This window comes from Nocardia sp. CA-129566 (genome assembly GCF_050956075.1).
Taxonomy (GTDB): domain Bacteria; phylum Actinomycetota; class Actinomycetes; order Mycobacteriales; family Mycobacteriaceae; genus Nocardia.
Map to the genome: position 1 here is coordinate 289,579 of NZ_CP192085.1, position 23,679 is coordinate 313,257.

Annotated in this window: 18 protein-coding genes; 6 read left to right on the plus strand and 12 right to left on the minus strand. The window is 66.1% G+C overall.

The window, feature by feature from the left end; genetic code table 11:
• Positions 1-106: 106 nt before the first annotated feature.
• The 5 genes from ACQP0C_RS01285 to ACQP0C_RS01305 form a co-directional block, all read right to left on the minus strand.
• The gene (locus ACQP0C_RS01285) at positions 107-3,457 is read right to left on the minus strand and encodes an arabinosyltransferase domain-containing protein (RefSeq protein WP_433729770.1); all 3,351 of its coding nucleotides are present in this window, start codon (positions 3,455-3,457) and stop codon (positions 107-109) included.
• Positions 3,458-3,526: 69 nt separating this feature from the next.
• Complete coding sequence (locus ACQP0C_RS01290) at positions 3,527-5,410, minus strand: glycosyl transferase (protein WP_433734821.1); 1,884 nt, start codon at positions 5,408-5,410, stop codon at positions 3,527-3,529.
• Between the two features lie 219 nt (positions 5,411-5,629).
• Complete coding sequence (locus ACQP0C_RS01295; RefSeq protein WP_433734822.1) at positions 5,630-7,699, minus strand: galactan 5-O-arabinofuranosyltransferase; 2,070 nt, start codon at positions 7,697-7,699, stop codon at positions 5,630-5,632.
• A gap of 340 nt (positions 7,700-8,039) precedes the next feature.
• A complete protein-coding gene (locus tag ACQP0C_RS01300; protein WP_433729772.1) occupies positions 8,040-8,801 on the minus strand; it encodes a decaprenylphospho-beta-D-erythro-pentofuranosid-2-ulose 2-reductase in 762 nt (253 codons plus the stop codon).
• Positions 8,798-10,252: an FAD-binding protein gene (locus tag ACQP0C_RS01305; protein ID WP_433729774.1), complete on the minus strand. Its 1,455-nt coding sequence runs from the start codon at positions 10,250-10,252 to the stop codon at positions 8,798-8,800. The genes ACQP0C_RS01300 and ACQP0C_RS01305 overlap by 4 nt, the downstream gene beginning before the upstream one ends.
• Before the next feature lie 106 nt (positions 10,253-10,358).
• Between ACQP0C_RS01305 and ACQP0C_RS01310 the strand changes: the two genes are divergently transcribed.
• Positions 10,359-10,859, plus strand: coding sequence for a GtrA family protein (locus ACQP0C_RS01310; RefSeq protein WP_433729776.1), 501 nt, complete (start codon positions 10,359-10,361; stop codon positions 10,857-10,859).
• 14 nt (positions 10,860-10,873) lie between these two features.
• Here the strand turns inward: ACQP0C_RS01310 and ACQP0C_RS01315 are convergent, their stop codons facing one another.
• From ACQP0C_RS01315 to ACQP0C_RS01325, 3 genes are all read right to left on the minus strand, one after another.
• The gene (locus ACQP0C_RS01315) at positions 10,874-11,497 is read right to left on the minus strand and encodes a pyridoxamine 5'-phosphate oxidase family protein (protein ID WP_433729778.1); all 624 of its coding nucleotides are present in this window, start codon (positions 11,495-11,497) and stop codon (positions 10,874-10,876) included.
• Between the two features lie 215 nt (positions 11,498-11,712).
• Positions 11,713-13,902, minus strand: coding sequence for a molybdopterin-dependent oxidoreductase (locus ACQP0C_RS01320; RefSeq protein ID WP_433729780.1), 2,190 nt, complete (start codon positions 13,900-13,902; stop codon positions 11,713-11,715).
• 126 nt (positions 13,903-14,028) lie between these two features.
• Positions 14,029-14,514 (minus strand): hypothetical protein, encoded by a 486-nt coding sequence (locus ACQP0C_RS01325; protein WP_433729782.1) that lies wholly within the window; start codon positions 14,512-14,514, stop codon positions 14,029-14,031.
• Between the two features lie 229 nt (positions 14,515-14,743).
• On the opposite strand from ACQP0C_RS01325, the gene ACQP0C_RS01330 reads away from it, so the two are divergent.
• The gene (locus ACQP0C_RS01330) at positions 14,744-15,346 is read left to right on the plus strand and encodes a DUF4282 domain-containing protein (RefSeq protein WP_433729784.1); all 603 of its coding nucleotides are present in this window, start codon (positions 14,744-14,746) and stop codon (positions 15,344-15,346) included.
• A 220-nt stretch (positions 15,347-15,566) separates the two neighbouring features.
• Positions 15,567-16,439 (plus strand): helix-turn-helix domain-containing protein, encoded by an 873-nt coding sequence (locus tag ACQP0C_RS01335; protein WP_433729786.1) that lies wholly within the window; start codon positions 15,567-15,569, stop codon positions 16,437-16,439.
• A gap of 49 nt (positions 16,440-16,488) precedes the next feature.
• Here ACQP0C_RS01335 and ACQP0C_RS01340 read toward each other — a convergent pair whose 3' ends face one another.
• A complete protein-coding gene (locus tag ACQP0C_RS01340) occupies positions 16,489-16,911 on the minus strand; it encodes a MarR family transcriptional regulator (RefSeq protein WP_433729788.1) in 423 nt (140 codons plus the stop codon).
• An 85-nt stretch (positions 16,912-16,996) separates the two neighbouring features.
• Between ACQP0C_RS01340 and ACQP0C_RS01345 the strand changes: the two genes are divergently transcribed.
• The gene (locus ACQP0C_RS01345; protein ID WP_433729790.1) at positions 16,997-18,454 is read left to right on the plus strand and encodes an MFS transporter; all 1,458 of its coding nucleotides are present in this window, start codon (positions 16,997-16,999) and stop codon (positions 18,452-18,454) included.
• Positions 18,455-18,527: 73 nt separating this feature from the next.
• Here the strand turns inward: ACQP0C_RS01345 and ACQP0C_RS01350 are convergent, their stop codons facing one another.
• Positions 18,528-19,076 carry a dTDP-4-dehydrorhamnose 3,5-epimerase family protein gene (locus ACQP0C_RS01350; RefSeq protein ID WP_433729792.1) on the minus strand — a complete coding sequence of 183 codons (549 nt, stop codon included), beginning with the start codon at positions 19,074-19,076 and terminating at the stop codon, positions 18,528-18,530.
• Between the two features lie 3 nt (positions 19,077-19,079).
• The gene (gene rfbA, locus ACQP0C_RS01355) at positions 19,080-19,952 is read right to left on the minus strand and encodes a glucose-1-phosphate thymidylyltransferase RfbA (RefSeq protein WP_433729794.1); all 873 of its coding nucleotides are present in this window, start codon (positions 19,950-19,952) and stop codon (positions 19,080-19,082) included.
• 261 nt (positions 19,953-20,213) lie between these two features.
• Here rfbA and ACQP0C_RS01360 point away from each other — a divergent pair, with 261 nt between their 5' ends.
• Positions 20,214-21,221 (plus strand): alpha/beta hydrolase, encoded by a 1,008-nt coding sequence (locus ACQP0C_RS01360; protein WP_433729796.1) that lies wholly within the window; start codon positions 20,214-20,216, stop codon positions 21,219-21,221.
• A gap of 317 nt (positions 21,222-21,538) precedes the next feature.
• Here the strand turns inward: ACQP0C_RS01360 and ACQP0C_RS01365 are convergent, their stop codons facing one another.
• Positions 21,539-22,246 (minus strand): hypothetical protein, encoded by a 708-nt coding sequence (locus ACQP0C_RS01365; protein WP_433729798.1) that lies wholly within the window; start codon positions 22,244-22,246, stop codon positions 21,539-21,541.
• Between the two features lie 307 nt (positions 22,247-22,553).
• Between ACQP0C_RS01365 and rfbB the strand changes: the two genes are divergently transcribed.
• Positions 22,554-23,561 (plus strand): dTDP-glucose 4,6-dehydratase, encoded by a 1,008-nt coding sequence (gene rfbB, locus ACQP0C_RS01370; RefSeq protein ID WP_433729800.1) that lies wholly within the window; start codon positions 22,554-22,556, stop codon positions 23,559-23,561.
• The last annotated feature ends 118 nt before the right edge of the window (positions 23,562-23,679 follow it).

The following is a 23,679-nucleotide window of genomic DNA, read 5'->3' on the forward strand; positions in this document are numbered from 1 at the left end:
GCTCGGGGACATCCCTTAGCCCATCGAATTGTATTCAGGCCGAAAGAAGTTGACTCACCCGCTGGTGTGAAATGCCGATCAGTGCCGGTGCCCACCGCGCAGTGGGCTATCGGGCTCGGATCGGGTCCGATTTCTTCCAGCCGTTGACCGTTGCGACGGTGGTCGCGATGGTCGCAGGTTCGGCGGTGGGGGCGTAGGGGGTGAAGTGTTCGAGGGAGCCCCAGTCTCGGGACCAGTCGTGGTCGAGGTAGGTGGGGATGGTTTGGGATTTCAGGAGTAGACCGGTCCAGCCGAGGGGGCCGCCGCCGATATCGTCCTGCCAGGCATTGGAGGCGTCGGAGCCGACGCGGTCGGGCAGGATGCGCCAGTTCGGGACCTCGGCGACGCCGTCGTGGTGGTCGAACGGGCGCTGACAGGGGAAGGCGAGGCCGACATGCCAGTCGAGCAGGACCGGATCGGTCCGGCCGACAACGGAATTCAGGGTGGCCAGCTTGGGCAGCCGGGGCGGGGTGACGGCCAGCCACTGCTTCTTGGTGATGTCGTTGTCGACCGCGACCAGCCGCACCGCATTGACCTCGGTGGGCAACTTGTCCAGTGGCACGCGGAGATTGCGCCAGGACGGGGCGGGCCCGATATCGAGCGGATCGACCGAACCGAGCGTCTTCACCTCACCGTCCGGCCCGCGCACGCCGTACTCCAGGTGCAATTCCTGCCCGTAGGTGAGCACACCGTCGGCATCGATCGAGCGGATCCGGCCCGCCGCGGTAATGGCGAGCACCCGATAGGCCGGGTCGTTGCGCATGCTGTCGGTCAGATCGAGCCGGTACCACTGTGAGGTCAGCTTGGCCTGCTGCTGCTCGTTCTCCTGATAGCTACCCATGATCGGGGTGCGCGCCGGATCCAGTCCGAAGGGCAAGGCCACGGTGCTGCCGTTGACACCGGCCTGCCGACTGGTGCCGCCGCCGGTGCCCGCACCGGTAGTGTTGGTGGTCTTGTTCTTCGAATCCTTATTGACCGAATTCGCACCGCCGGTCACCGTCTCCTCGGCATCGGCGGTGAGGTCGGCGGCCACCCCGTTCGCGGTGAATCCCTTCGATTCGGCGGACAGTCCATCGGCGGGGGAGCCGGTGTAGGGGAGCAGCTGTGAGTCTGCGGTATCGGTCTCCACCAGCACCTCATTGGCGAGCGCGCAGGTATTTCCGCTCAGCGATTGGAGATTCGACTTCGCGATCGAGTACGCCGGATACTGCGTGACCGCCGCCTTGGCCAGCGAGGCGACCTCGAACAGCACGAGCAGCGCGGCCGCGATGGTCAACGGCGCCGAGGCATAGCGCTCGAAACGACCCGGCGCATCGGACTTCTCGCGGTAGGGCTCGCGATAGTGCAGCCACACCGCGACCACCAGCGCAATCGCGCTGAGCCCGAGGAACAGCGTGGAAAGCCCCTTACCCGCGATCAGCGGCGCCTTGTCCCACCACGGCACACCATAACTGGAGACGTACCACCAGCCGTTGGATCCGGTGAAGGTGATCGCCAACAGGAACAGCACCGCCGCCGCGAACAGTGCCCGGTTGCGCGGCGAGCGAATCCCGTTGGTGCCGACCGCGACCGCCGCGAGCGCGGCCAATGACCCGGCCAGCCCGGCGTACACGCCGAAGTGGTGGGTCCACTTGGTCGGGGTGAACATCATCAGCAGCAGCGAGGCGAAGACGATGCCGAGAATCCGCACCGATGGCCCACGCGACGTGCCGGGAATCCGTCCCTTCCGCAGCACCTGCAGCACACAGACCAGCAGGCACAGCAGCATGATCAGCACACCGAAGCGCCGGGCCAGCGATCCGTCCGGCGAGAGCATCAACAGCGAATCCCAGCGCGTCCGTTCGTCGAACCAGGCCACATTCGGCCCGACGAGGGTGCGCACCCGGGTCGCTTCCATGACCGTCGCCAGCGTCTGATCGGCGAAAACCACGACCAGCACGAGAGTTCCGGCCGCGAGTCCCGGCGCGAGCAGGGCCGCGTACCGGAAGACGGAGGCCAGACGCGAGGTACTGTGATCGGCCGTCGCGGCGGCAGTCCGTGGCTCGGAGCTCGACGTGCCCGCGCTCCCAACCGAAGCGGGCCCCTGCTCGGCACCGGCCAGGGTCCCCGCGGCATCGCGTGCCCGCCGGATAATGATCTGCAGCATCGGCCGCGACCCCGCGATCAGCGCCGCGACACAGATGAGCCCGGTCGGACCGGCCGCCAACGAGAATGCCGCGATCAGCACACCGACCGCGGCGGGCAGCAGCCGCCCGGTGGCAATCGCCCGTTCGATCGAGCACCAGGTCAGCAGCGCGCCCGCGGCGATCAGCGGTTCGGGGCGCAGTCCGTTGTCATAGGGCAGCCAGAAGGCCAGGAAGACCAGACCGGCCGTCCACAGCGCGACCTTGTGCCTGCGCACCCGAGCGCCCAAGCGCGGCAGCACCTCTCGGCTGATCACCATCCAGCACACGATTCCGGCGGCCAGCGTCGGCAGCCGCATCCACGGGCTGGCGTCGGAGATCTTGGTCATCCAGGCCAGTACCTCGTAGGACCAGCCGAACGGCGCCTCGGGCACCGCGAACCACCGGTAGTAGTTGGCCATGTACCCGGAATGCTCGGAGACACGGGCCATATTCAGGATGTAGCCGTCGTCGGAGGTATTGGCGCCGATGAAGTGCCACAGCACCAGAATGCCGAGCACCGCGGCATCGGCCAGGGTGAACCGCCACCAGTGCGCGGGCAGGAAGCGCCGGGCTCGGCGTCCATCGGCATTGTCGAGCAGATGCAATGCGATCAGCGCGATGATCGTGCAGATCGCCGCGGCGATCATGGCTCCGAGCTTCAGTACCGACGGCGTCGAGGAGAAGCGCGAGTCGATATCGGCGTGCAGCTTCGCGCCATCGAGCTTCCCGGCGTCCAGATCGGTGAAGACCCCGACCACCTGCGGGCGGATATCACGGGTGACGGCATTGCGGAACGGGGTACCGTCCTGGCGTTTCGCGCCGACGAATTCGACCGTGGACGCCGCCGCCGTCGAGTCGATGGTGACGGCCTCGCATCCGGCGATCTCCGCGACGGGCGCCGACAGCAGCGGAACATCGCGCAGCAGCACCGAGAGCGTCCCATCGGCGACCGAGACGACCAGCCCCTTGGCGCTGGCTTGACCCGAGGCGAACGGAATGGTCGACAGCACCGTGCCCGGCCCGGCGGCGGTGATCACCGAGCACGGCAGCGTCGCATCGAGCCGTAGCGGCACATACGACACCAGCGGGGCCTCGACATTGGCGCTGCCCGCCTGCGGCCAGTCGAGCGCGGCCTGGTCCTGTTTCACCGGGAGCAACGGTGTCAGCAGCGCCAGTACGAATCCGAGAAGTCCGGAGACGAGGGCGATCAAGCGGTTGCGGGTGAACGCCGCAGAAGTTCGGTCCGGTCGCACGAGGGACCATGCTAACCACCCCCGCCGGTGCTCCGCGCCACCGAGATGATCCATGCTCCGCACCCCTGGCTAGCGCAGTGGCCGAACGTCCCAGAGCCACACGTCATCGACCTGTCGCGGCGCGAAGCCGAGCAGTTGGGTCATGGTGGTGCGCAGCACCTCGGAGTTCTTGGTCGCGGGCAGGACGACCACGTCGGCCTCCCAGAAGCGCAGATCGTCCAATGCCTGCGCGCGCGTCTCGGCATCGATGGTCGGGACGCCGCCGGTGTCCTGGGCGCGGACCAGTAGGGCGGTGGTCGGGCGGAAGTCCGGTCCGTAGATGCCCTTCTTGTTCGCGCCGGTCGGGCCGACGAAATAGCCTCCGGCGAGCGGGAAGTCGAAATCCGCGTCGGCCTGCCAGCGCAGCGCCTGCGCCTCGGGAGGGCGCGGCGGCGGCACCAGGACGACCGAACCGCGGCTCACGTACTGCCGCACGGTCCCGTCGGCGAAGAACTCCGGCGTGGGCGCGCGCTCGATCACCGGAAGGATCGTCGGGGCGAGCGGAACCAGCGCAAGGGCCATCGCCGCGAACCAGGCCAGCGGCCGCCAATCGACCGGTGACCGCCGCCACCATGTGAGCGCCCGCTGGGTCGCCAGCGCCAGCACCGCCGCGATGGCCGGGATGGCCGCCATGGTCAGCCGGGTCTCCAGCACGGTATTGAGCAGCGGGATCTTTTCGGCCCACTGCCATGGCAATTCGATTCCGGTCGACTGCTTGCCCAACATGGCCACCGCACCCAGTGACAGCACACCGAAGACCACGATCACCGCGGCCGCGGACCGGACCACCCGGTCACGCCACAGCAGCGCGACCGTCACGATCAGCAATAGCAACAGCGGCCAGCCGAAGTAGGCGTTCTGCTCGGTGTCGTTGATGGCCACGTACTGTCCCGGCGCGAACAGTCCACCCAGCGATTCGGAGGGGAACTGCACGATCGCCTTGAGATCGTTGCCCATCGGTCCGTGATCGATCGAGCGATAACTCTGCGGCCCGAAGAACTGCCACCACAGCGGAATCTCGGTGAGCATCAGGGTGATCACCGCCGCCAATGCGACGGTCGGCGTGACCGCGCGCAGCACCCGCCAGCCGGTGCGCGGTGTGTGCAGGTAGTACACGACGGCGAACAGCCCGAAGGCGAGCGCGAAGATCAGCAGCGGCTCCTCACCGAGTGCGATCTGCGTCGCGACCAGCAGACCGAGTGCGACCGCATCGCGAACGCGCCTGCGCGGCTTGGTCTTTGTGCTGCTCGCGCCGGTGTCATCGGCCGGATCCGGATCCGGATCGGTGGCCGCCGCTCGGCGCGCGATCCGGATCAGCAGCAGGGCGATGACCGGCAGCAGTACCAGCAGGACGAAATTCGGGTGCGCATTGGCGTGCGAGATCATCGCGGGCGCGAAACCACAGAACACTCCGCCGATCGCGGCGGCGAGCCGGGACCGCACCAACTCCCGCGAGAACAGCCAGTACCAGGCGATGGCGGTGCTGGCGAGCCCGAGCGTGAGCACGAGCACGAAGGTGACCGTCGGCCCGAACAGCAGCGTGACCGGCGTCAACGGCACCCCGACCCCGAACATGGCGGTATTGGCCATCATGTTCACCCCGGCCGGGAAGTTCTGCAGATTCGTGCCGAGCGGATTCTCCAGATGCGCCACCGAATGGGCGGTGACCGCGAAGAACCACTCCCACATGGTCTGGTCCTGACCACTCTTGATCAGATACCCGCTGTGGGTATTGCGCCACTGCCCCGAGAGCACCGTGACGGCCAGCGCCAGACAGCCCACCGAGACCACCAGATCACTCCGGCCGACCCGGATCCGTCTGCGGGTCGGCTCGGCCGTTCGCTGATCAGGTCCGGCCCCGCCAGCCGGTGTCGATCCCCAGGTGACGACGCCTACTGCTGGTGGTGCCTCGATCCGCAAAACAAACTTCTCCCGTATCTGGTCAGATCGGCCGTCCACCGTACCCAACAACCCTGTGTGCCGCCCGGCAACAGCTGCGCTCGAATGCCGCGACGCTGCCGTCGGTCGATGGCTGTTCGGTTGGCCGGTCCCCGGCAAGTTACCCATGTCCTCGCGTAATCATGCGTCGACGACGAAACCGTCCGGAGCGATAGCGCTCATGGACAGAGCGGGTCAGCGATTGACCACGACCAAGGTGAACGGGCCGATATCGGTGGTGGTGAAGTGCGGGTCCGCGAACAGTCGCTTGGGGAAACTCACCGTGTAGCGCTTCACATTGGGGTCGTTGGGGTAGACGTCCTTGGCCAGGCGCAGGGTGTAGTCGTCACCGCTGCTGCGGAAGAGGAAGGCGTCCGGTGCGCGCCATGGACTCTTGGCGAGCGCATCGACCAGCGCGGTGGGGGATTCCAGCTTGCTCCAGGCCTCGATGGTCGCGGCGCGGCCGGCGAAATCGGCGAGCGGGTTGGCGTAGTGCGAGGTGAGCGCCTGGAAACCGTAGTACGGGTAGAAGGAAAGGAAGCTCGTATCGGCGGTGAGCACGACCGAATCCGAGCGCGCCCTGCCGGTCTGTGCGAGCAGTGCCGCATCGATCTCGCGGTAGTACGCCGCCGCGCCGGGAGCCCGCTTGTCGGCGCGCTCGCCATGGCCGTCGGTATCGGTGTAGGCGGTGGTGATCTCCGGCTCGAGCACCCGCGGGATGTCCTGGGTGAAGGCGAGCGCGCCGACGACGGCGATCACAACCACGGCGATCTTGAACCGTCCCGGCTCGTTCAATGCCCGGTAGGCCTCCCGCGCGCCCTCGACGAAACCGAAGGCGCCGGCCGCCGCGAGCAGCACCTCGAGCACGGGCGTCAGCCGGAACGAGAGCAATGTCGTACCCGCCGCGGTCGCCGTCATCGACAGCAGACACCACAGGTAGATAGCCACCACACCGATACCGAGCGCCTGCGCCCGCCGCGACGATCCGGCCCGCAGCACCAGCCACGCGGTCCCGAGCAGGAAGAAGGCGCCCGGCAGCGAGAACTCCGCCATCGGCAGCGGCAACTGCGCCCCACCCTCCGGCAGATAGTGGAACGCCGTCCCCGAACTCGGCATCGTGCCGCCGAGCATCTTCAATACGAAGGGCAGCCATACGATCAGCGCCACCACACCCGCGACCGCTCCGATCACCACCAGCCGCGCCAGCGGCGGCACCGCCGCCCGCCACACCGAACCCGATCCAGCGCCGCGCCGAGAACGGTTCGCCGCCCGCACCGCGAGCCCCGCCGAGACCAGACCCATCAGCCCGACCGCGAAGGCCGCCACCACGAAGTACAGCGTGTAGAACGAGGCCGCCATCCCGAGGAACAGACCGGCGCCCAGCACCGCACCCCAGCCTCCGGCCGTTTCGGCGCGATCCGCAGCACGGTCACTAGTGCTTTCGTCGCCTGACGCAGCCGCGCCATCCGATACTGCGGCGTCATCGGTACCCGGTGCGGCAGCATGACCAAAGACGGCAGTACCGCCGGTCGCCCCCTCGATACCTGAAGCCGGGGCGCTGGTCACCTCGAGCGGTCGGTACAGCGCACCCCATGCGAGCACGAGCGCGGGCGGCAGCAGCAGCACGATGACCGCGCTGTAGGCCTCCGGCGACGCGTATGCCACCGTCACGGCCGTCGTCGCCGCGCTGACCCCGATCGCCCAGTCGGCGCGAATCAGCTTGGACCACAAGACGTATGCGATGACCGCGACGACCGCGAGCGACCCGATCGCATACGGCTTGAACGCCTCCCAGCCGTCCATTCCGAGCACATTCGCCACCCGACCGCCGATCCAGAACCAGCCGGCGGGATAGAACGGGGGCAGGTCGGCGTAGGTCATATCGTGCAGTGCCGCGCCATCGGTCAGCCGCGTCAGATATTCGGTGCGGAACTCCTGATCCACCGAGACGCCGAACAGATACAGCTTGGTCGCCGCCAGCGGCATTCCGAGCGTCACTGTGACGAACGTCGAAATCCCCACCCACGACAGCGCCTTCGCCACCCAGGGCCACCGCCGCGCCCGCACCAGCCAGATCGCCACCCCCAGCAGCACCGCGGCCCCGACCTGTCCGACCGTGGTCAGCGCACGGGTCACATTGGACGAGTTGAACGCTGGCCACTGCACCATCGAAAACGCCACCAGCCCAATGGCGGCCACCACCGTCGCGACCGCGGCGGCCAGCACCGCTTCACCCACCCCGGAGCCGATATGCCGGACCAGCAGCGCCCCACGTCCGCGCTCCGGTGCGGAGTGCTCGACGCGTTCTGCCGTGACTGTGCTCAACGGAGTGCTCCTTCGACAATGCGACGGCTCGAGGTCGGCTCCGAACTTGCCACGCCGCCCGGCCACTCGCACGGGCAGGGTGGCGAATGCCGCATCGACCGGTCCCGACGAACCGCGACGATGGTATCCACCGAAATGGCGCCGCGGCGTGCGCTGCTACCGGACTTCATGTCGACGTCGGCTCTGGGCTGCCACGGAACCGCGTGTTGCGGATACAGACGAGCCGCACCTCGTTTCCCGCGCAAGGCGTGCGCGGGAAACGAGGTGCGGCTCGGGGAGATCAGATGGGCAGCTTGCGGAAGATCGGGCGCGGGATATGGCGCAGGATCATCATGACCAGGCGGAAGGTGCCCGGTGCCCAGACCAGCTCCTTACCCCGCTGCGATGCCGAAACCGCCAGGGCCGCGATGTCTTCCTTGTTGACGGTCAGCGGAGCCTCTTTGACGTGCGCCGAGAACCTGGTCCGCACCATGCCCGGCCGGATGACCAGCACCCGCGGGCCGTGCGGGCGCAGCGCCTCGCCGAGGCCGAGGTAGAACCCGTCCAGTCCGGCCTTGGTCGACCCGTAGACGAAGTTCGAGCGGCGCACCCGCTCACCGGCCACCGAGGACATGGCGATGATCCGCCCGAAGCCCTGCTTCTTCATCTTCTCGCCGACCAGCACGCCTACCGAAACCGCCGCGGTGTAGTTGACCCCGGCGACCTGCACGGCCTTGCGCTGGTTCTGCCACAGCTCTTCCGGATCGCCGTCCAGTGCGAAGGCGACAACGGCGACATCCACGTCGCCGCCGTCCCAGGCCGCGTCGATCACCTTCGGGTGGCTTTCGGTATCGAGCGCGTCGAAGTCGATGACATCGACCTGGGTCGCGCCCGCCGCCTTCATCTCGGCGACGGCGTCCTCGCGCAGCGGATCACCCGGCAGTGCGGCCAGGATGATGCGCGCCGGACTCTTGCGCAGGTACTCGGCGCAGATCGCCAAGCCGATCTCCGAGGTTCCGCCCAGCAGCAGGATGGTCTGCGGGTTGCCTACGGCATTAATCACTGGAGCTCCAGCCTTCTCGCCATATCGGACATGAATACGCCTGTGGGATCGACGCTGCGGCGGATCTTGATCCACTCGTCGATCCGGGGGTACATCTGGTGGAAGGTCTCCGCGGTGGTGCGCGAATCCTTCGCGGTGTACAGCCGCCCGCCGAACTCCATGACGCGGCGGTCCAACTCGCTCACCAGCTCGTTCAGCCCCGGCTTGATCGGGAAGTCGACGCAGATGTTCCAGCCCGGCATCGGGAAGCTCAGCGGTGCCGGATTACCCGGTCCGAACAGCTTGAAAACGTTGAGCGCCGAGTAGTGCCCGGAGGCCTGGATATCGATGATGATCCGCTTGAATTCCTCGACCGCCTCGGTCGGCACCACGAACTGGTACTGCAGGAAGCCATTGGAACCATAGCCACGGTTCCACTCCGCGATCATGTCGAGCGGGTGGTAGAACTGCGTCAGATTCTGCACCTTGCCGGTGTAGTTGCCGCCCATCCGATAGTACGCCTCGCCGATGGACATCAGCGTCAGCTTGTTCATGGTCCAGTTCGGGAAGATATCCGGAACCGTCATGAGTTGGGGCGCATCGAATTTCAGTGGCTTGCGCTGCAATCGCTTGGGCAGTTCGTCGACCTTGGCGAGGCGGCCGCGGGTGATGGTGGCCCGGCCGAGCTTCGGCAGCGGACTGATCACATCGAACCACGCGCTCGAGTAGGTGTAGTTCGCCTCGCTGCCGTCGCTGTGCGCGGCGATGGTCTCATCGAGCGTGGTGGTCTTCACGCCGTCATTGAGGAAGTACGCCGTCTCGGTGGGCGCCATCTCGATGGTCGCGCGCAGGATGATGCCGGTGAGTCCGTTGCCGCCGACGGTCGCCCAGAACAGCTTGGCATTGCGCTTGGGGGTGATGTGCTGCACCTGCCCGTCGGCGGTGAGCAGATCGATCGAGCGCACGTGGTTGCCGAAGCTGCCCTCGCTGTGGTGGTTCTTGCCGTGGATATCGGAGGCGATGGCGCCGCCGATCGTCACCTGGCGGGTGCCGGGCAGCACCGGAACCCACAGCCCGAACGGCAGTGCCGCCTTCATGAGCTGGTCCAGGCTGACGCCGCCGTCCACGTCGACGATCCGGGTGTCCCGGTCGATCCGGTGGATATTGTTCAGCGCCGTCATATCGACGACGAGGCCGCCCGCGTTCTGCGCGTGATCGCCATAGGAGCGTCCCAATCCGCGCGCGATGATGCCGCGGCGCAGATGGGCCGGCTTGGAGTCGTTGTCCTCGGCGACCATGGCGACGGCCTTGGCGATCAGTTCGGGATCGCTGGTCGAGAGCACTTCGGAAGATGTTGGTGCGGTGCGACCCCACCCGGTCAATGCCTTGGTCCGCGTCGGCAGCGTGAAGGTGCCGTCGGTGACATTGCCGGAGTTACCGGTTGTGGTGGCGGTCGGAGCTTTCGTGGACATCGGCATAGAGGCTACATGCATGAGCCGATATCCGGTCGGCGTCGCCGTACTCCCCAGTATGTGAGGTCCGACATGGGTTCGATCGCGCCGGACAAATGTCCAACCGATGCTCGGTCCGCGTGTTGCGCGTCACGCCGTTACGCTCGTCGGCGTGCATGCCGAACCCCACCTGCCGCTCCCGGCCGAACTGCCGCTGGTCGACGAGCCGGGCGGAACCGACGTCGACCTGAAGACCCAGATCGTCCGCTTCACCCTCACCGGCGGCCTGTCGGCCGTCGTCGACTACGGCATCTACAGCTTCCTGCTGAATCTGATCGGCCTGCCGGTCAGCGTCGCCAAGTCGATCAGTTTCATCGCGGGCACCACCACCGCCTATCTGATCAATCGCCGCTGGACCTTCCGGGCTCCGCCGAGCCGCGCCCGGTTCATCGCGGTGGTGCTCCTGTATGCGGTCACCTTCGCCGTTCAGGTCGGCATCAACCAGGTGCTCTACGCCACCCTCCCCGGCGACTGGTGGCGCCAGCCGCTCGCCTTCGTCATTGCCCAGGGCACGGCCACGGTCATCAACTTCGTCGTCCAGCGCGCGGTCATCTTCAAGCTCCGCTGAGGGCGCCCGCCGGATCAGCGCGGAACCAGGACCTCGCCATTGGCCTGCGCCTTCGCGCCGAAGTAGTCCCCACCCTTCGCACGCACACTGTCGGTGCCCCATTCCCGCTGTTCCCCTGCCGCGGGTACCAGATGCGGAATGTGTTTGCGGCAGTGGATGTAGGCCTCCTCCACATCGACCACCACCCAGCGCTCTGCGGCGCGTCCTTTGACGCTGTGCGGGAGTTCGGGCACGGTGCGGCGCAGTGCGGGATCGTCGACGATGCGGGCCGAGCCGTTGATGTGCAGTCCGATCAGGTCCTGGACGAAATCGATTAGCAGGATGCCTACGTGCGGGTTCTCCAGGATGTTGCCGAGGCTGGCCATGACGCCGTTGCCGCGGTATTCGGGGTAGGCAATCGTGCGTTCGTCGATCACGTGCAGGAAACCGGGCAGACCGGCGCGGAAACTGGCATCGCATTCGCCGTGTTTATCGGCGGTGGCGATGAAGGCCATATCCATTCTGCCGATGAATTCGATCATCGTCGGATTCAGCCGATCGAGCACTTGGTCCTGGTAGAAGCGTTCGGCCCGGTCCTGTGTGCCGTACCTGTCCTGTAGTTCGTGCTCGCCGTCACTGCCACAACTTGTACCGGGCATCTGCGCCCCCTCTGGTAGCTGGAATCCGGCACGGCTCAGCAGGTTCCGCGCTGAACCCGCCGACTAAACCGAAATCTCGTCCATTTTAGTCCGGCAAAGCAGCAAAAGCCATGATGAGAATGCACTGAATGTTTAGTTAGCGCAAGGGTTTCCGTGAGTTAGCTAAAATCCGACCGGCCGGGATCTTATGCCCGGCCGGTCGGATTCGGAGGAATTCAGGCGGGTGTCAACGTCACCGGAACGCCATTGAAGACCGCATTCCCGGACGGCACGTCCAGCACCGAATCATCGGTCAGCACATTGGCATTCACCCCGGCGTGCGCCCTGGCCACTGTCTGCGCGCTATCGGTATGACCCCATCCGTGCGGCAGGCTCACCACCCCCGCCATGATGGCCTCGGTCGGCTCCAGCGGCACGGTCAGTGTCCCCGCGGCGGACTTCACTACCGCGGCATCGCCGAGCCCCAACCGCGCCACATCCGCCGGATTGATATGCAGCGTGCAGGTATTCGACCCGCTGACCAGCGTCGGGATATTGTGCATCCAACTATTGTTGGATCGCAATTGACGCCGCCCGATCAGCACCACCTCTGGCGCGGCGTCGGCGAGTCGGGCCCGCATCCGCGCGACATCGTCCAGTAACGGCTGCGGCGCCAACTCCACCTTCTTCGACGCCGTGCGCAGCACTCCCGGCAGTCGCGGTTGCAGCGGACCGAGATCGACGCCGTGCGGATTGTCGAGCAGTACTTGCAGATTCAGCGTGCCGCCGTTCCATTCGCCATATGGCCCGAGCCGCAGCATCATATCGATGCGCTGTTCGGTACTGTTCGCCCCGATGAGTTCGGGTCGTCGCTCTGATATGCCCGCTGTGTGCAGTGTGCCCGCGATGACCAACTCGTCCACGGCGGTCAACGGGTCCTGTCCGTTGGCGCCCGAATGCGGCTGGCCGGTCAGCGCCGCCCCGAGGCGCGCCAAAACCGCGGCCTCCGAGGGGCGCTCACCCAGTGGCACCAAGGGCGGCGAGTACCGCGCGTAGTTGCGGACCGCGAACTGCAGCAGCGCGAAATCGTAGTGCGGCGATTGCACCGGTCGCGGCGGCGGCAGGATCACATCGGCGTGGCGGGTGGTCTCGTTCAGGTACCGGTCCACGCTCACCATGAATTCCAGCTCCGCGAACGCCGCATCCAGCCGCGGCCCACTGGGCGCGGACAGCACCGGATTACCGGCGACGGTGATGAGCGCGCGCACCTGTCCGGCCCCGGGTGTGTTGATCTCATCGGCCAACGTCGCCACCGGAAGTTCGCCCATCGCCTCGGGCAGCTCGCGCACCCGACTGGCCCAGCGCCCGGTGCGGAACGGCTTGGTGCGATTGATGCCACCGGCCGCGGCATTGGCGAACATGGCGCCACCTGGTGCGTCCAAATTGCCGGTCAGCACATTGATCACTTCGACAAGCCACTGCGTGACCGTGCCGAATTCGGCTGTGCAGGTGCCGATGCGCGCGTAGACCGCCGCGGTCGGCGCGGCCGACAGCTCACGGGCGAGTCGCAGTACCGTCTCGGCGGGCACGCCGGTTCGCTGAGCGACCACCTCCGGAGTGAATTCCGCGGCGGCTTCGCGTACCTCGTCCAGTCCCGCCACCTCGACCTCGATATCGGTCAGGTTCTCCGCGAACAGCGTATGCACGATCCCGAACAACAGATACGCATCGCTACCGGGCCGGATGAACAGATGCTCATCAGCGAGCTTCGCGGTACGGGTCACCCGGGGATCGACCACGACGAATTTGCCACCGCGCTTGCGCAGCGCCTTGAGCCGGCCCGGGAAATCCGGTGCGGTACACAGTGACCCGTTCGACTCCAGCGGATTCGCGCCGAGCATGAGCAGATAGTCGGTGCGATCCAGATCCGGCACCGGCACGGTCAGCGGATCCCCGAACATCAATCCGCTCGCCACCTGCTTGGGCATCTGGTCGGCGGTGCTCGCGGAGTACAGATTCTTGGTGCCGAGCGTCCGGATCAGCACGGGCACATACAGCGCCCCCGCGACCGTATGCGCGTTCGGATTGCCGAGATACAGCGCCGCCGACTGATTTCCGTGCTCGGCCACGATCGCCGGGAACCGCTCGGCGATCAGATCGAATGCCTCGTCCCAGGAGGCGGTGCGCCAGGTATCGGTGGCTCGATCGCGAATCATCGGGTCGGTCAGCCGATCCGGATCCTGATCCAGATGTCCGAAGCTCGCTCCCTTGGGGCAGATGAACCCTTTACTGAACGGATCGTCCCGATCGCCGCGAACCGAGGTCACCCGGTCCTGTGCGTCGAGGGTGAGCTCGAGTCCGCAGACCGCCTCGCACAGCGGGCAGGTCCGCAACAGCGTCCGGGTGTCATCAGTGATCTGGGCCATACCCACATCATCGCGCGCGATGGATATCCGCGCATGCGGAAACAAGAATGACCGGTATCCGCGGATAGCGGATACCGGTCAACGTCGGTCAGGGCAGTGCGGACCCCGCCCGATGGATGCGTGAAGTCAGCAGGCGACGCTGGTCACGGCGGATGCGCCGCGACGCGAAAGCGCCGAGCGAACGGCCGCGCCGATCGCGACGACCGGCGGGATCCAGCGGGCCTCGCCCGGGGTGACGCCCCAGCAAGCCTCGCCGGTGGTGAGCTGAGTGGGGGGCAGCGGGATGCCGTCGCCATCGGTGTAGACGGTGGCGCCCGCCTCGCGCAGTGCCTCCAGCGCCATCGCGGCCTTGCGCAGGCCGGTGACCAAGTGGATCTCGCGACGCTCGGCACCCGGGATCTCGATCACCGGACCGGAAAGGTCGTTCGCGCGCAGGTATCGGCGAACCTCGCCGGCCAGCTCACCGCTGATCTCGATGCCCGATACGTCCTCGTCGGTGATCAGGCAGATCCCGTTGGTCGTTTCAGCGATCGTCCACCCGCGCTGGATGTAGTCCTGCGCCGCGGCAGTCATCTCTGCCGCCGATGCGGAAGTCGGAAACGTGGTGCGCACTGTTTTTCTCCATTCCCCGATAGATCTGGGTCCTGCATACGTGGTGGGTATCGGGGCGAGGTGGGCAGAGCGTTACGGGTTGTACAAAAGATCTTGTTGACTGTCGGATTCGTCTCACCCAGTGCGCAATAGCTATCACCGAGGCACCTATTGGCGGGGGCTGGAATTGGGGGAAAGATCGGGATATGAGTCAGCATTGCGCAGCGATTCGATAGGGGGTGGCGGTCCGGTGACGGGTGGACGTGCATCGCGTAGCGATTCGACCGGGGGGCGGGCGACGAATGGGCCGGATGAGCCCGACGTGGTCGAGGTGCCGGATTCGGCCGAGCTGGAAACCGAATCACGCTGGATCGCTTGGAAAGAGAACGCGTCGAAGCGATTCGCGCGCGGCACCGATGAGCCGGAACCCGCCGAGCCCTTCGAAAGTCCGCGGGCCTGGAGCGCCGACGCGGCGCGCGGCCTGCTCGACGTGCAGTTCCACCGTCCCGCGACCCGGACCCTGCTGCCCCTCGCCTACATGCTCGGCCTGGCCTTCGCGATCGGCATCCCGATCGCGCTGACAGTCCTGATGTGGCAGGTCTCCGCCGTTCTCGGGGTGCTGACCGGTTTGCTCGCGATACCGCTCGGCCTGACCATCGCGGCCGTGGTGCGCCTGCTGCTCGAATTCCTGGAGAACGCCTCCAAGCTGGCGTCCAGGGTCGAACACATCGCCGATCTCGCCGACGATCTGTTCCAGGCGCTCTCCGATGTCGCCGAGCCGGTCAACCAGCTCTCCGAAGACGTCCGCGCCGTGCAGTTCTGGCGCTTCCGCAAGCGCGGCGCGCGGAAGTAGAACCAGGCTGAATTGCCGGAACATTCCCAGCGGGAACCTCTTCGGCGCTGGTGCGTCATTGGCGTATCTGGGACACCCATCGTGACCTCTGTCAGTTTTACTGTGAAACAATGCTGTTCGGATATCCGCATATCGGTTGCGGTATCGGTTGGAGAGGCGCCCACACCGGCGGACACGGGAGATCAACCAGGTGTTTCGGCGCACAGCGTGAGGGGGAAGCATGGCTTTACCGCAGGGCACCACCGGTTCGACCATGCCTCGCAGGCAGCTCGGACGGCATCTGCGTGATCTGCGCAATCGGGCCAGGATGACCACCAGGATGGCGGCCCAGCAGCTCGAATGGTCCGAGGCCAAGATCTGGCGCATCGAAACCGGCCAGACCTCGCTGCGCAGCCTGGACGTCGAGGCCATGTGCAAGATCTACGGTGCGCCAACCGATCTCGTCGAACCGCTGACCGCGCTGGCCAGGGAGACCAAGGCCAGGGGCTGGTGGACCGGCTACAGCGATGTGATCGCCGAGGGCTTCGAGGTGTACATCGGGCTGGAGGAGGCCGCTCGCGCGCTGTCCACCTATGAGAACGAACTGGTCCCCGGACTGTTGCAGACCGAGGCCTATGCCCGCGCACTGCTGCGGTCCGCGCGCCCGGAGGCATCGGAGACCGAAATCGATCGTCGGGTCCAGTTGCGCATGGCCAGGCAGGCGCTGGTCACGCGCAAGGATGCGCCACTGCACTTGGATGTGGTGATCAGCGAGGCGCTGCTGTGGCGGCGCATCGGTGGTGCCGAGGTGACCGCCGAGCAGCTGAGCCACCTGCGGCGCATGTGTGATCTGCCGAATGTGCGAATTCAGTTGGTGCCCTCGGATTCCGGCTATCACGACGGCATGGATTCCGGCCGGTTCGTGCTGTTGGAATTCGCCGAGGCGCAGGGGGAATTGCGGGAGCCGCCGGTGGTTTATGTCGAGGCGTTCACCGGTCCGGTGTACCTGGACAAGGAACCCGAAATCGAGCGGTACCGAAAGGCTTTCGCGAGCATCAAGTCGGGCGCGGTGGACGCGCGCCGTGGCATCCAAGAAGCCCGCGAGAGTATCTGATCGCAGTGTTTTCGGCCGCGCTGGATGGCCAACCGCAATTGCGGCCCGCTCAGCACTTCTGGCGGCTACTCCAGGTGCGCCCGAGCACCTCGCGATGGGTCGGCAGCGCCGAATCGTAGACCTCGCGGCCCTTGTCGGTGAGATGGACGAAGATCGCGCGCCGGTCGTTTTCGCACATGCTGCGCGAGACCAGTCCGTCGCGCTCCAGGCGCGCCACCGCGCGCGAGAGCGCACTCTGGCTCAGGTAGATGTCGTTGGCGAGATCGCTCATCCGGTAATTGGCGGAATCGGCGTCGATCAATCGGTCCAGCGTCTCGAACTCGCTGAGTCCGATGTCGTGTTTGCCCTGCAGCTCCTTCTCGAGCGCACAGCTCACAGCGGCATGCCGGTCGAGCAGCTCACGCCACTCGACGACCAACCCGGCGGGCGCCACATCACGCCCGGCTAATTCTGTTGTCGACAGCTTCGACATGGCCCTATCCTAGTGCTCCGGAGCGGACGATGCAAGCGCATTAAATGTGTTGGCATTTAATGTGGACGCATGTAATGTTCCGCCCATGACTTCTGCAGCAACCCTTTCGGACGGCACGGCGTCCGATCCGATCAGATGGTCCACCCGTCTTTGGGGCATGCTGATCACCCTCTGCATTGTGTTGTTCCTCGATGGTCTCGACGTCTCGATGATCGGTGTCGCGCTGCCGTCCATCGGCGCCGAACTCGAGCTGTCGACCTCCACCCTGCAGTGGCTGGTCAGCGGTTATGTGCTCGGTTACGGCGGCCTGCTGCTGCTCGGCGGGCGCACCGCCGACCTGCTCGGGCGGCGCAAGGTCTTCCTGATCGCGCTCGCCGTCTTCGCAATCGCCTCGCTGGCCGGCGGTCTGGTCACCTCCGGCCCGCTGCTCATCCTGACCCGCTTCATCAAGGGCCTGGCCGCGGCGTTCACCGCCCCGACCGGTCTGTCCATCATCACCACCAACTTCGCCGAGGGCCCGGCCCGCAATAAGGCGCTGTCCATCTACACCGTGTTCGGTGCGGGCGGGTACTCCATGGGCCTGCTGTTCGGCGGTCTGATGACCGGCATCGGCTGGCGCTGGACCTTCCTGCTTCCGGTTCCGATCGCGCTCGCCGCGCTGGCGGCGGCCTGGGTGCTGGTGCCCAAGGACGAGGCCGCCGAGGAGGGCGGGCACGACATCCTCGGCGCGCTGCTGTCCACCGCGGGCATGCTGCTGCTGGTCTACACCGTGGTCTCCGCACCCGAGGTGGGCTGGGGTTCGGCGCGCACCATCATTTCGTTCGTGGGTGCCGCCGTGCTGTTGGCCGGATTCGTCGTGGTGGAGAAGAAGGTGAAGTACCCGCTGGTGCGCCTGGGCATCCTGCGCAAGGTGACACTGGTCCGGGCCAGCCTCGCGATCATCGCGGTCGCGGGTTCGTACTTCAGCTGGCAGTTCATCGTGACGCTGTACCTGCAGGATTCGCTCGGCTGGTCGCCGCTGAAACTGGCCATGGCGCTGCTGCCGGTGGGTCTGCTGGTCGTCGCGTCGGCGTTCTTCTCCGATAAGCTCGTCGACCGGTTCGGCACCGGACCGATCATCGCCGTCACCATGGTCGTGATGGCCATCGGCTACCTGCTGTTCCTGCGGCTGGACACCACACCGTCATATCTGACGATGATCCTGCCCGCGGTGCTGCTGATCGGGATCGGCTGGGTCGGCTTCCCCGCCATCAACATTCAGGCGACCAATGGCATCGATGACGATGAGCAGGGTCTGGCGGCCGGTGTGCTGCAGACCTCCATGCAGGTCGGTGCGGCCATCGTGCTCGCGGTGAATACCGCGATCATCTCCTCGGGCAGCCATGGTGCGAACACCCCGGCCGCGGTGCTCGACAACTTCCGGCCCGGACTGCAGTTCGCCGCCGGTGTCGCCATCGTCGGCGCGCTCATCGCCATGACCGCCTACCTGCCCAAGCGTGCCAAGGCGCGGGCGCAGGAGCCGGAGTTGGAGCTCGTCGGCTGAATCCCCTTCCAGCCGACAGTAAGTCGAACGCCGCCGCTTCCCTCCCTCATCGGGGGCGGTGGCGTTCGGCGTACTACGAGAAGGGCGGTGCGGCGGTGTCCTTGGGAGACCGGATATAGGTCAGCGGCCGACCGTCGAGACCGGTCGTTGGCCATTCGATGCCGAGGCGCGGATCGAAAGCATCGATATCCCGGTCGAATTCGGGTGTGTACTCGAGCGAACACAGATAGGTGACGGTCGAGTTGTCGGCCAGTGACAGGATCGCATGGCCGAGCCCCTCGGACAGGAACATCGAGCGTCGGTCGACATCGTCGAGTACCACACTGTCCCAGCGTCCGTAGGTCGGTGAGCCCGGTCGCAGATCGACGACCACATCGAGAAACGCACCGCGCACACAGGTCACGTACTTCGCCTGCCCCGGCGGATCCTCGGTGTAGTGGATGCCGCGCAGCACCCCGGCCGCCGAGACCGAGCAGTTGACCTGGCGCAGATCGAACGGCCGACCGGCGACCTTCTCGAACTCCGAGGCCTTGAACGATTCGCAGAACATGCCACGGTCGTCGCCGAATTGGCGCGGTGTGATCACCCATGCGCCCGGCACGGCGAGTTCACGGAACTCCATCGTTCACCAATCCCGTCCGCGCTCGAGCAGATCGAGCAGGTAGCTCCCGTATCCGGAGCGAACCAAAGGTTCGGCCAGCGTGCACAGCCGCTCATCGTCGATGAAGCCCTGCCGCCACGCGACCTCTTCGGGCACACCGATCTTCAGACCCTGCCGCTGTTCGATGGTGCGCACATAGTTGGCGGCGTCCAGCAGCGAATCGAAGGTGCCGGTGTCCAACCATGCGGTACCGCGGGCGAGCACGTCCACGCGCAGTCGATCCTGTTCCAGATAGGCGCGGTTGATATCGGTGATCTCATATTCGCCCCGCGCCGACGGCCGCAGCTCGCGCGCGATCTCCACGACATCGTTGTCATAGAAGTACAGCCCGGGGATGGCGTAATTGGACCGCGGCACCTTGGGCTTCTCCTCGATCGAAACCGCTCGGCCGTCGGTGAATTCGATGACGCCGTAGGCAGTCGGATCGGAGACCCAGTACGCGAAGACCGCGCCGCCGTCGATTTCGGTGAAGCGCGCGAGGCTGGTGCCGAGCCCGGGTCCGTGGAAGATATTGTCGCCGAGCACCAGTGCGGCGCTGTCGCCGCCGATGTGGTCGGCGCCGAGCACGAAGGCCTTGGCGAGTCCGTCCGGTTCCGGCTGCACCACATAGCTGATCGCGATGCCGAATTGCGAGCCGTCGCCGAGTAGACGGGCGAACGCATCGGCATCCTCCGGGGTGGTGATGACCAGGATGTCCCGGATGCCCGCCAGCATGAGGGTGGACAGCGGGTAGTAGACCATCGGTTTGTCGTAGACCGGGACCAGCTGTTTGCTCACCCCGCGCGTGATCGGGTGCAACCGGGATCCGGTGCCACCGGCCAAGATGATTCCGCGCATGGTCCCCGAGTCTGCCAGGCGCGTCGCGCTCGGCTTCGGCGAGGTTCCGACTCGCCTACAAATTGATCACGAACGTTTGGTAACCGGGCACGGCGGGCGATAAATGTTGCGTAGGTCACGTATCCGTGATGTTCTGAAACATCGGTGTGTCACCTCCATGGGGAAGTGACGCACACCGGGTACGTGTGAGATGTCAGCGTCGACTCTTACCTGGGTAACCGTTCGGTCGGGCTCGGCGCGCCAGTGTGAGGTAGGTGCGCGATGTCGGCGACCAGCGTGAGTGAATTCGACCCGCGTGAGCCCGGTTTGCTGATGAACCCGGACGGCCCGAGCGCGCCGGCGCGAATGCTGCTGGCGACCTGCCTCGGCGCGGTGCGCCCGGTATTGCGCCTGTTTCCGGTCAGCCGGGCGACCATCCCGGTCGGCGCCGTCGCGATCGACACCCTGGCCCGATTGCGGCCGCAGCCGCGCGGCGTCGATCGGGAACAGGTGGCGCTGAACGGGTTTCGGATGGAGATCCTGCGCCCGTCCGGCGGTTCCCGTGCCCTGCGGCACGGCGCGGTGCTGTACATGCACGGTGGCGGCTTCGCCATCTGCGGACTCGGCACCCATCGTCCCATCGCGGCCAGCCTGGCCCGGCGCACCGGACTGCCCGTGGTCAATGTCGACTACCGGCAACTGCCGGTGCGCAGTATCGCCGAGGCGATCGAGGACTGTCTGACCGCCTACCGCTGGCTGCTGCGGCACGGCGCGGACCCGTCCCGGATCGTCTTCGCGGGCGATTCGGCGGGTGGGTTCCTGGCCTTCAGCACCGCACTGCGCGCCATCGAGGCGGGTCTGCCGTCCCCCGGCGGGCTGGTCGGGCTGAGCCCGCTCCTCGATCTGGACTACGCGGCGAAGCGGGATTATGTGAATGTCGAGCGCGATCCCTACCTTCCGCTGTCCGCGCTGGAGGCGGTCGTGCGGATCGGCGCCGAGCTGGACGGCCAGCTCGATCCGATGGTGTCGCCGGTCAACGGCGCCTTGGCGGGTCTGCCGCCGGTGCTGCTGATCGCCGCGGAGGACGAAGTGCTGCGCTACGACTGCGAGCTGATGGCCCGCAGGCTGACCGCGGCCGGTGTGCCGAATGCGCTGGAGATCTGGCGCGGTCAGGTGCACGCCTTCATGGCCATTGCCCCCAATCTGCCCGAGAGCAGGATGGCGCTGGCCCGGGTATCCCGGTTCGTCCGCGCCCGACTCGACCAGCCGCAGCGGGCTCGGACGGCCTGACCTGGATCGGCCGGACGAGTCGACCCCGCCTCCTGACTGTCTTCAGGGCAGTCGGGAGGCGGGGGTTTTTGCTTGCGCCGCGGCTGCGGAATTTCGGTGGTGGTCCGGAGAATTCCCGCGCTGCGAATTCCGGCCGCCGTCTAGTTCGACCGTATTCACTTTTTGTTCATTTTCTGGACAAGTCGAGTTTTTCTGACTCTGCAGTGTCGAACCGTTGCTATCACGGTTCCGTAACTCGACCGAACAGCAGAAACCCCGCCCGATCGGACCGGGCGGGGTTTCTGGCTCACTTCAGTTGTGTAGAGCCGTCGCTCGACTTACTTCGGCGCGGTGAACGGGGCGCTGGTGGTGGCGAAGTACTGGATCGCCGCACCGATCGCGACCGGAGCCGTGATCAGGATCTGACCGGCCAGGGTGCCCAGCGCACCGACGGCGATGATGCCGCCGAGGCAGCCGATGGCGGCGGCCGGGATGAACGCACCGAACAGACCGACGATGGCGGCCGAGGCAACGGTCGCACCGGCGATACCGCCGAGGACGCAGCCGATGGCGCCGCCGCCGAGACCGCCGACCAGGGTGCCGATGGTGGCGCCCATGGCGATGGTGTCCTTCATGCGGTTGAAGGCGGCCACCTCACGGTCGTACGGGGTCTTGAAGGGCGCCTGGTCCTCGAAGGGCAGCGCGACCGGCTTGTAGGTGGCGTGCGCCATGTCGACCTGGGGGGTCAGGGTGGCGGTGTGGTCGGAGATCTCCGCCGCGACCGGGAATTCGAAATCATCGATGCGAGCCGTGAGCGGGGTGCCCGCGACGGTGGTGCCGTCGGCGGCCTTGATCTTGAGGGCGTTGTCCTCGACGACCAGCGAGCCGGAGTCGATCGAGATGATCGACTGGGTGTCGGTCGCGTGGGCGGTGAAGTTGATCGGGGCGTCGGCGGACTCCGCCGGAGCCGCGTTCACGGTACCTGCGGTGATGCCCATGGCGGCGATCAGCAGTGCCGACGTCGCGGCGAATTTCCTCATCAGCATTTTGTTCTGGACCTCGATGTGAAGCGTTCGGAGGGGACTAGACGATCGAAATCTAGACCAGCTAACGCGTGGTGAACCGGTTGTGACCGTTTATTCAAATTTTGTTCACCATCACGACTTGGTCCTTGGGAGGTTCTTTGAAATCACGACGTTGACCACGGTTTTTCGCGGAAATCTGAACTAATCGCCTTTCCTTACCGTCTCTTAGCGTGACGAAGCTCACAGATTCGAACTCTCGCGGCGCAGGTGGGCGTGGGGAACGAGATCCAGCGTCAGGACACCGTCGCGGCGACGTAAAGTCGGGGGGGTGCGACTGCTCGTAACCGGCGGGGCCGGGTTCATCGGTGCGAATTTCGTCCAACAGACGGTGGCCGAGCGACCCGACGCCACCGTAACCGTCCTTGACGCTTTGACCTACGCGGGAAATCGGGCCTCGCTCGAGCCGGTGGCCGACCGCATCGATTTCGTACACGGTGATATCGCCGATCTGGATCTGGTCGACGAACTCGTCAGCGGTGTCGACGCCGTGGTGCACTTCGCCGCCGAATCGCATAACGACAACTCCCTCGCCGAACCGTGGCCGTTCGTGCAGACCAATATCGTCGGCACCTACTCGCTGCTGCAAGCGGTGCGCCGCCACGAGGTGCGCTACCACCATGTCTCCACCGATGAGGTCTACGGCGATCTCACCCCGGACGGGCCCGCATTCGACGAGAACACCCCCTACAACCCGTCCAGTCCCTACTCGGCCACCAAGGCATCGAGCGATCTGCTGGTGCGCGCCTGGACCCGTTCGTTCGGCGTCCGCGCGACGATCTCCAACTGCAGCAACAACTATGGGCCGTATCAGCATGTGGAGAAGTTCATCCCGCGCCAGATCACCAACCTCATCGATGGTGTTCGGCCGCGGCTCTACGGCGCCGGACACCAGGTGCGCGACTGGATCCACGTCGACGACCACAACCGGGCGGTATGGGACGTCCTGGAGCGCGGGCGGATCGGCCGGACCTATCTGATCGGTGCCGACGGCGAACTCGACAACAAGTCGGTGGTGCGGATGATCCTCGAGGCCTTCGACCGCGATCCCGACGACTTCGACCATGTCACCGACCGCGCCGGCCACGACCAGCGCTACGCGATCGATGCGTCGCTGCTGCGCACCGAACTCGGTTGGACGCCGAGGTACTCGGATTTCCGTGCCGGGTTGGCCGCCACCATCGGGTGGTACCGCGATAACGAGAGCTGGTGGCGTCCGGCCAAGGCCAGCACCGAACGTGCGTACGCCGATGCGGGCGAGCGGACCATCAACGCCTAACCCTCGCCTCGCCGAGCCTTTGCCTTTGGCCGGACGCCGGGAGCGCTGAAGTTCAGCTCCCGGGTCGACGGGTCGGTGTGTGCCCGAGTTCTGGTCGTACCCGGCCATGTTCTTGCGG

What these genes read in the sequence shown, in the direction of transcription:
- ACQP0C_RS01305 (WP_433729774.1), bottom strand. Translation starts at nt 10,252, where the DNA reads ATGTCCACGAAAGCTCCGACCGCCACCACAACCGGTAACTCCGGCAAT.
- ACQP0C_RS01310 (WP_433729776.1), top strand. Translation starts at nt 10,359, where the DNA reads ATGCTCGGTCCGCGTGTTGCGCGTCACGCCGTTACGCTCGTCGGCGTG.
- ACQP0C_RS01315 (WP_433729778.1), bottom strand. Translation starts at nt 11,497, where the DNA reads ATGCCCGGTACAAGTTGTGGCAGTGACGGCGAGCACGAACTACAGGAC.
- ACQP0C_RS01320 (WP_433729780.1), bottom strand. Translation starts at nt 13,902, where the DNA reads ATGGCCCAGATCACTGATGACACCCGGACGCTGTTGCGGACCTGCCCG.
- ACQP0C_RS01335 (WP_433729786.1), top strand. Translation starts at nt 15,567, where the DNA reads ATGGCTTTACCGCAGGGCACCACCGGTTCGACCATGCCTCGCAGGCAG.
- ACQP0C_RS01340 (WP_433729788.1), bottom strand. Translation starts at nt 16,911, where the DNA reads ATGTCGAAGCTGTCGACAACAGAATTAGCCGGGCGTGATGTGGCGCCC.
- ACQP0C_RS01345 (WP_433729790.1), top strand. Translation starts at nt 16,997, where the DNA reads ATGACTTCTGCAGCAACCCTTTCGGACGGCACGGCGTCCGATCCGATC.
- ACQP0C_RS01350 (WP_433729792.1), bottom strand. Translation starts at nt 19,076, where the DNA reads ATGGAGTTCCGTGAACTCGCCGTGCCGGGCGCATGGGTGATCACACCG.
- rfbA (WP_433729794.1), bottom strand. Translation starts at nt 19,952, where the DNA reads ATGCGCGGAATCATCTTGGCCGGTGGCACCGGATCCCGGTTGCACCCG.
- ACQP0C_RS01360 (WP_433729796.1), top strand. Translation starts at nt 20,214, where the DNA reads ATGTCGGCGACCAGCGTGAGTGAATTCGACCCGCGTGAGCCCGGTTTG.
- ACQP0C_RS01365 (WP_433729798.1), bottom strand. Translation starts at nt 22,246, where the DNA reads ATGCTGATGAGGAAATTCGCCGCGACGTCGGCACTGCTGATCGCCGCC.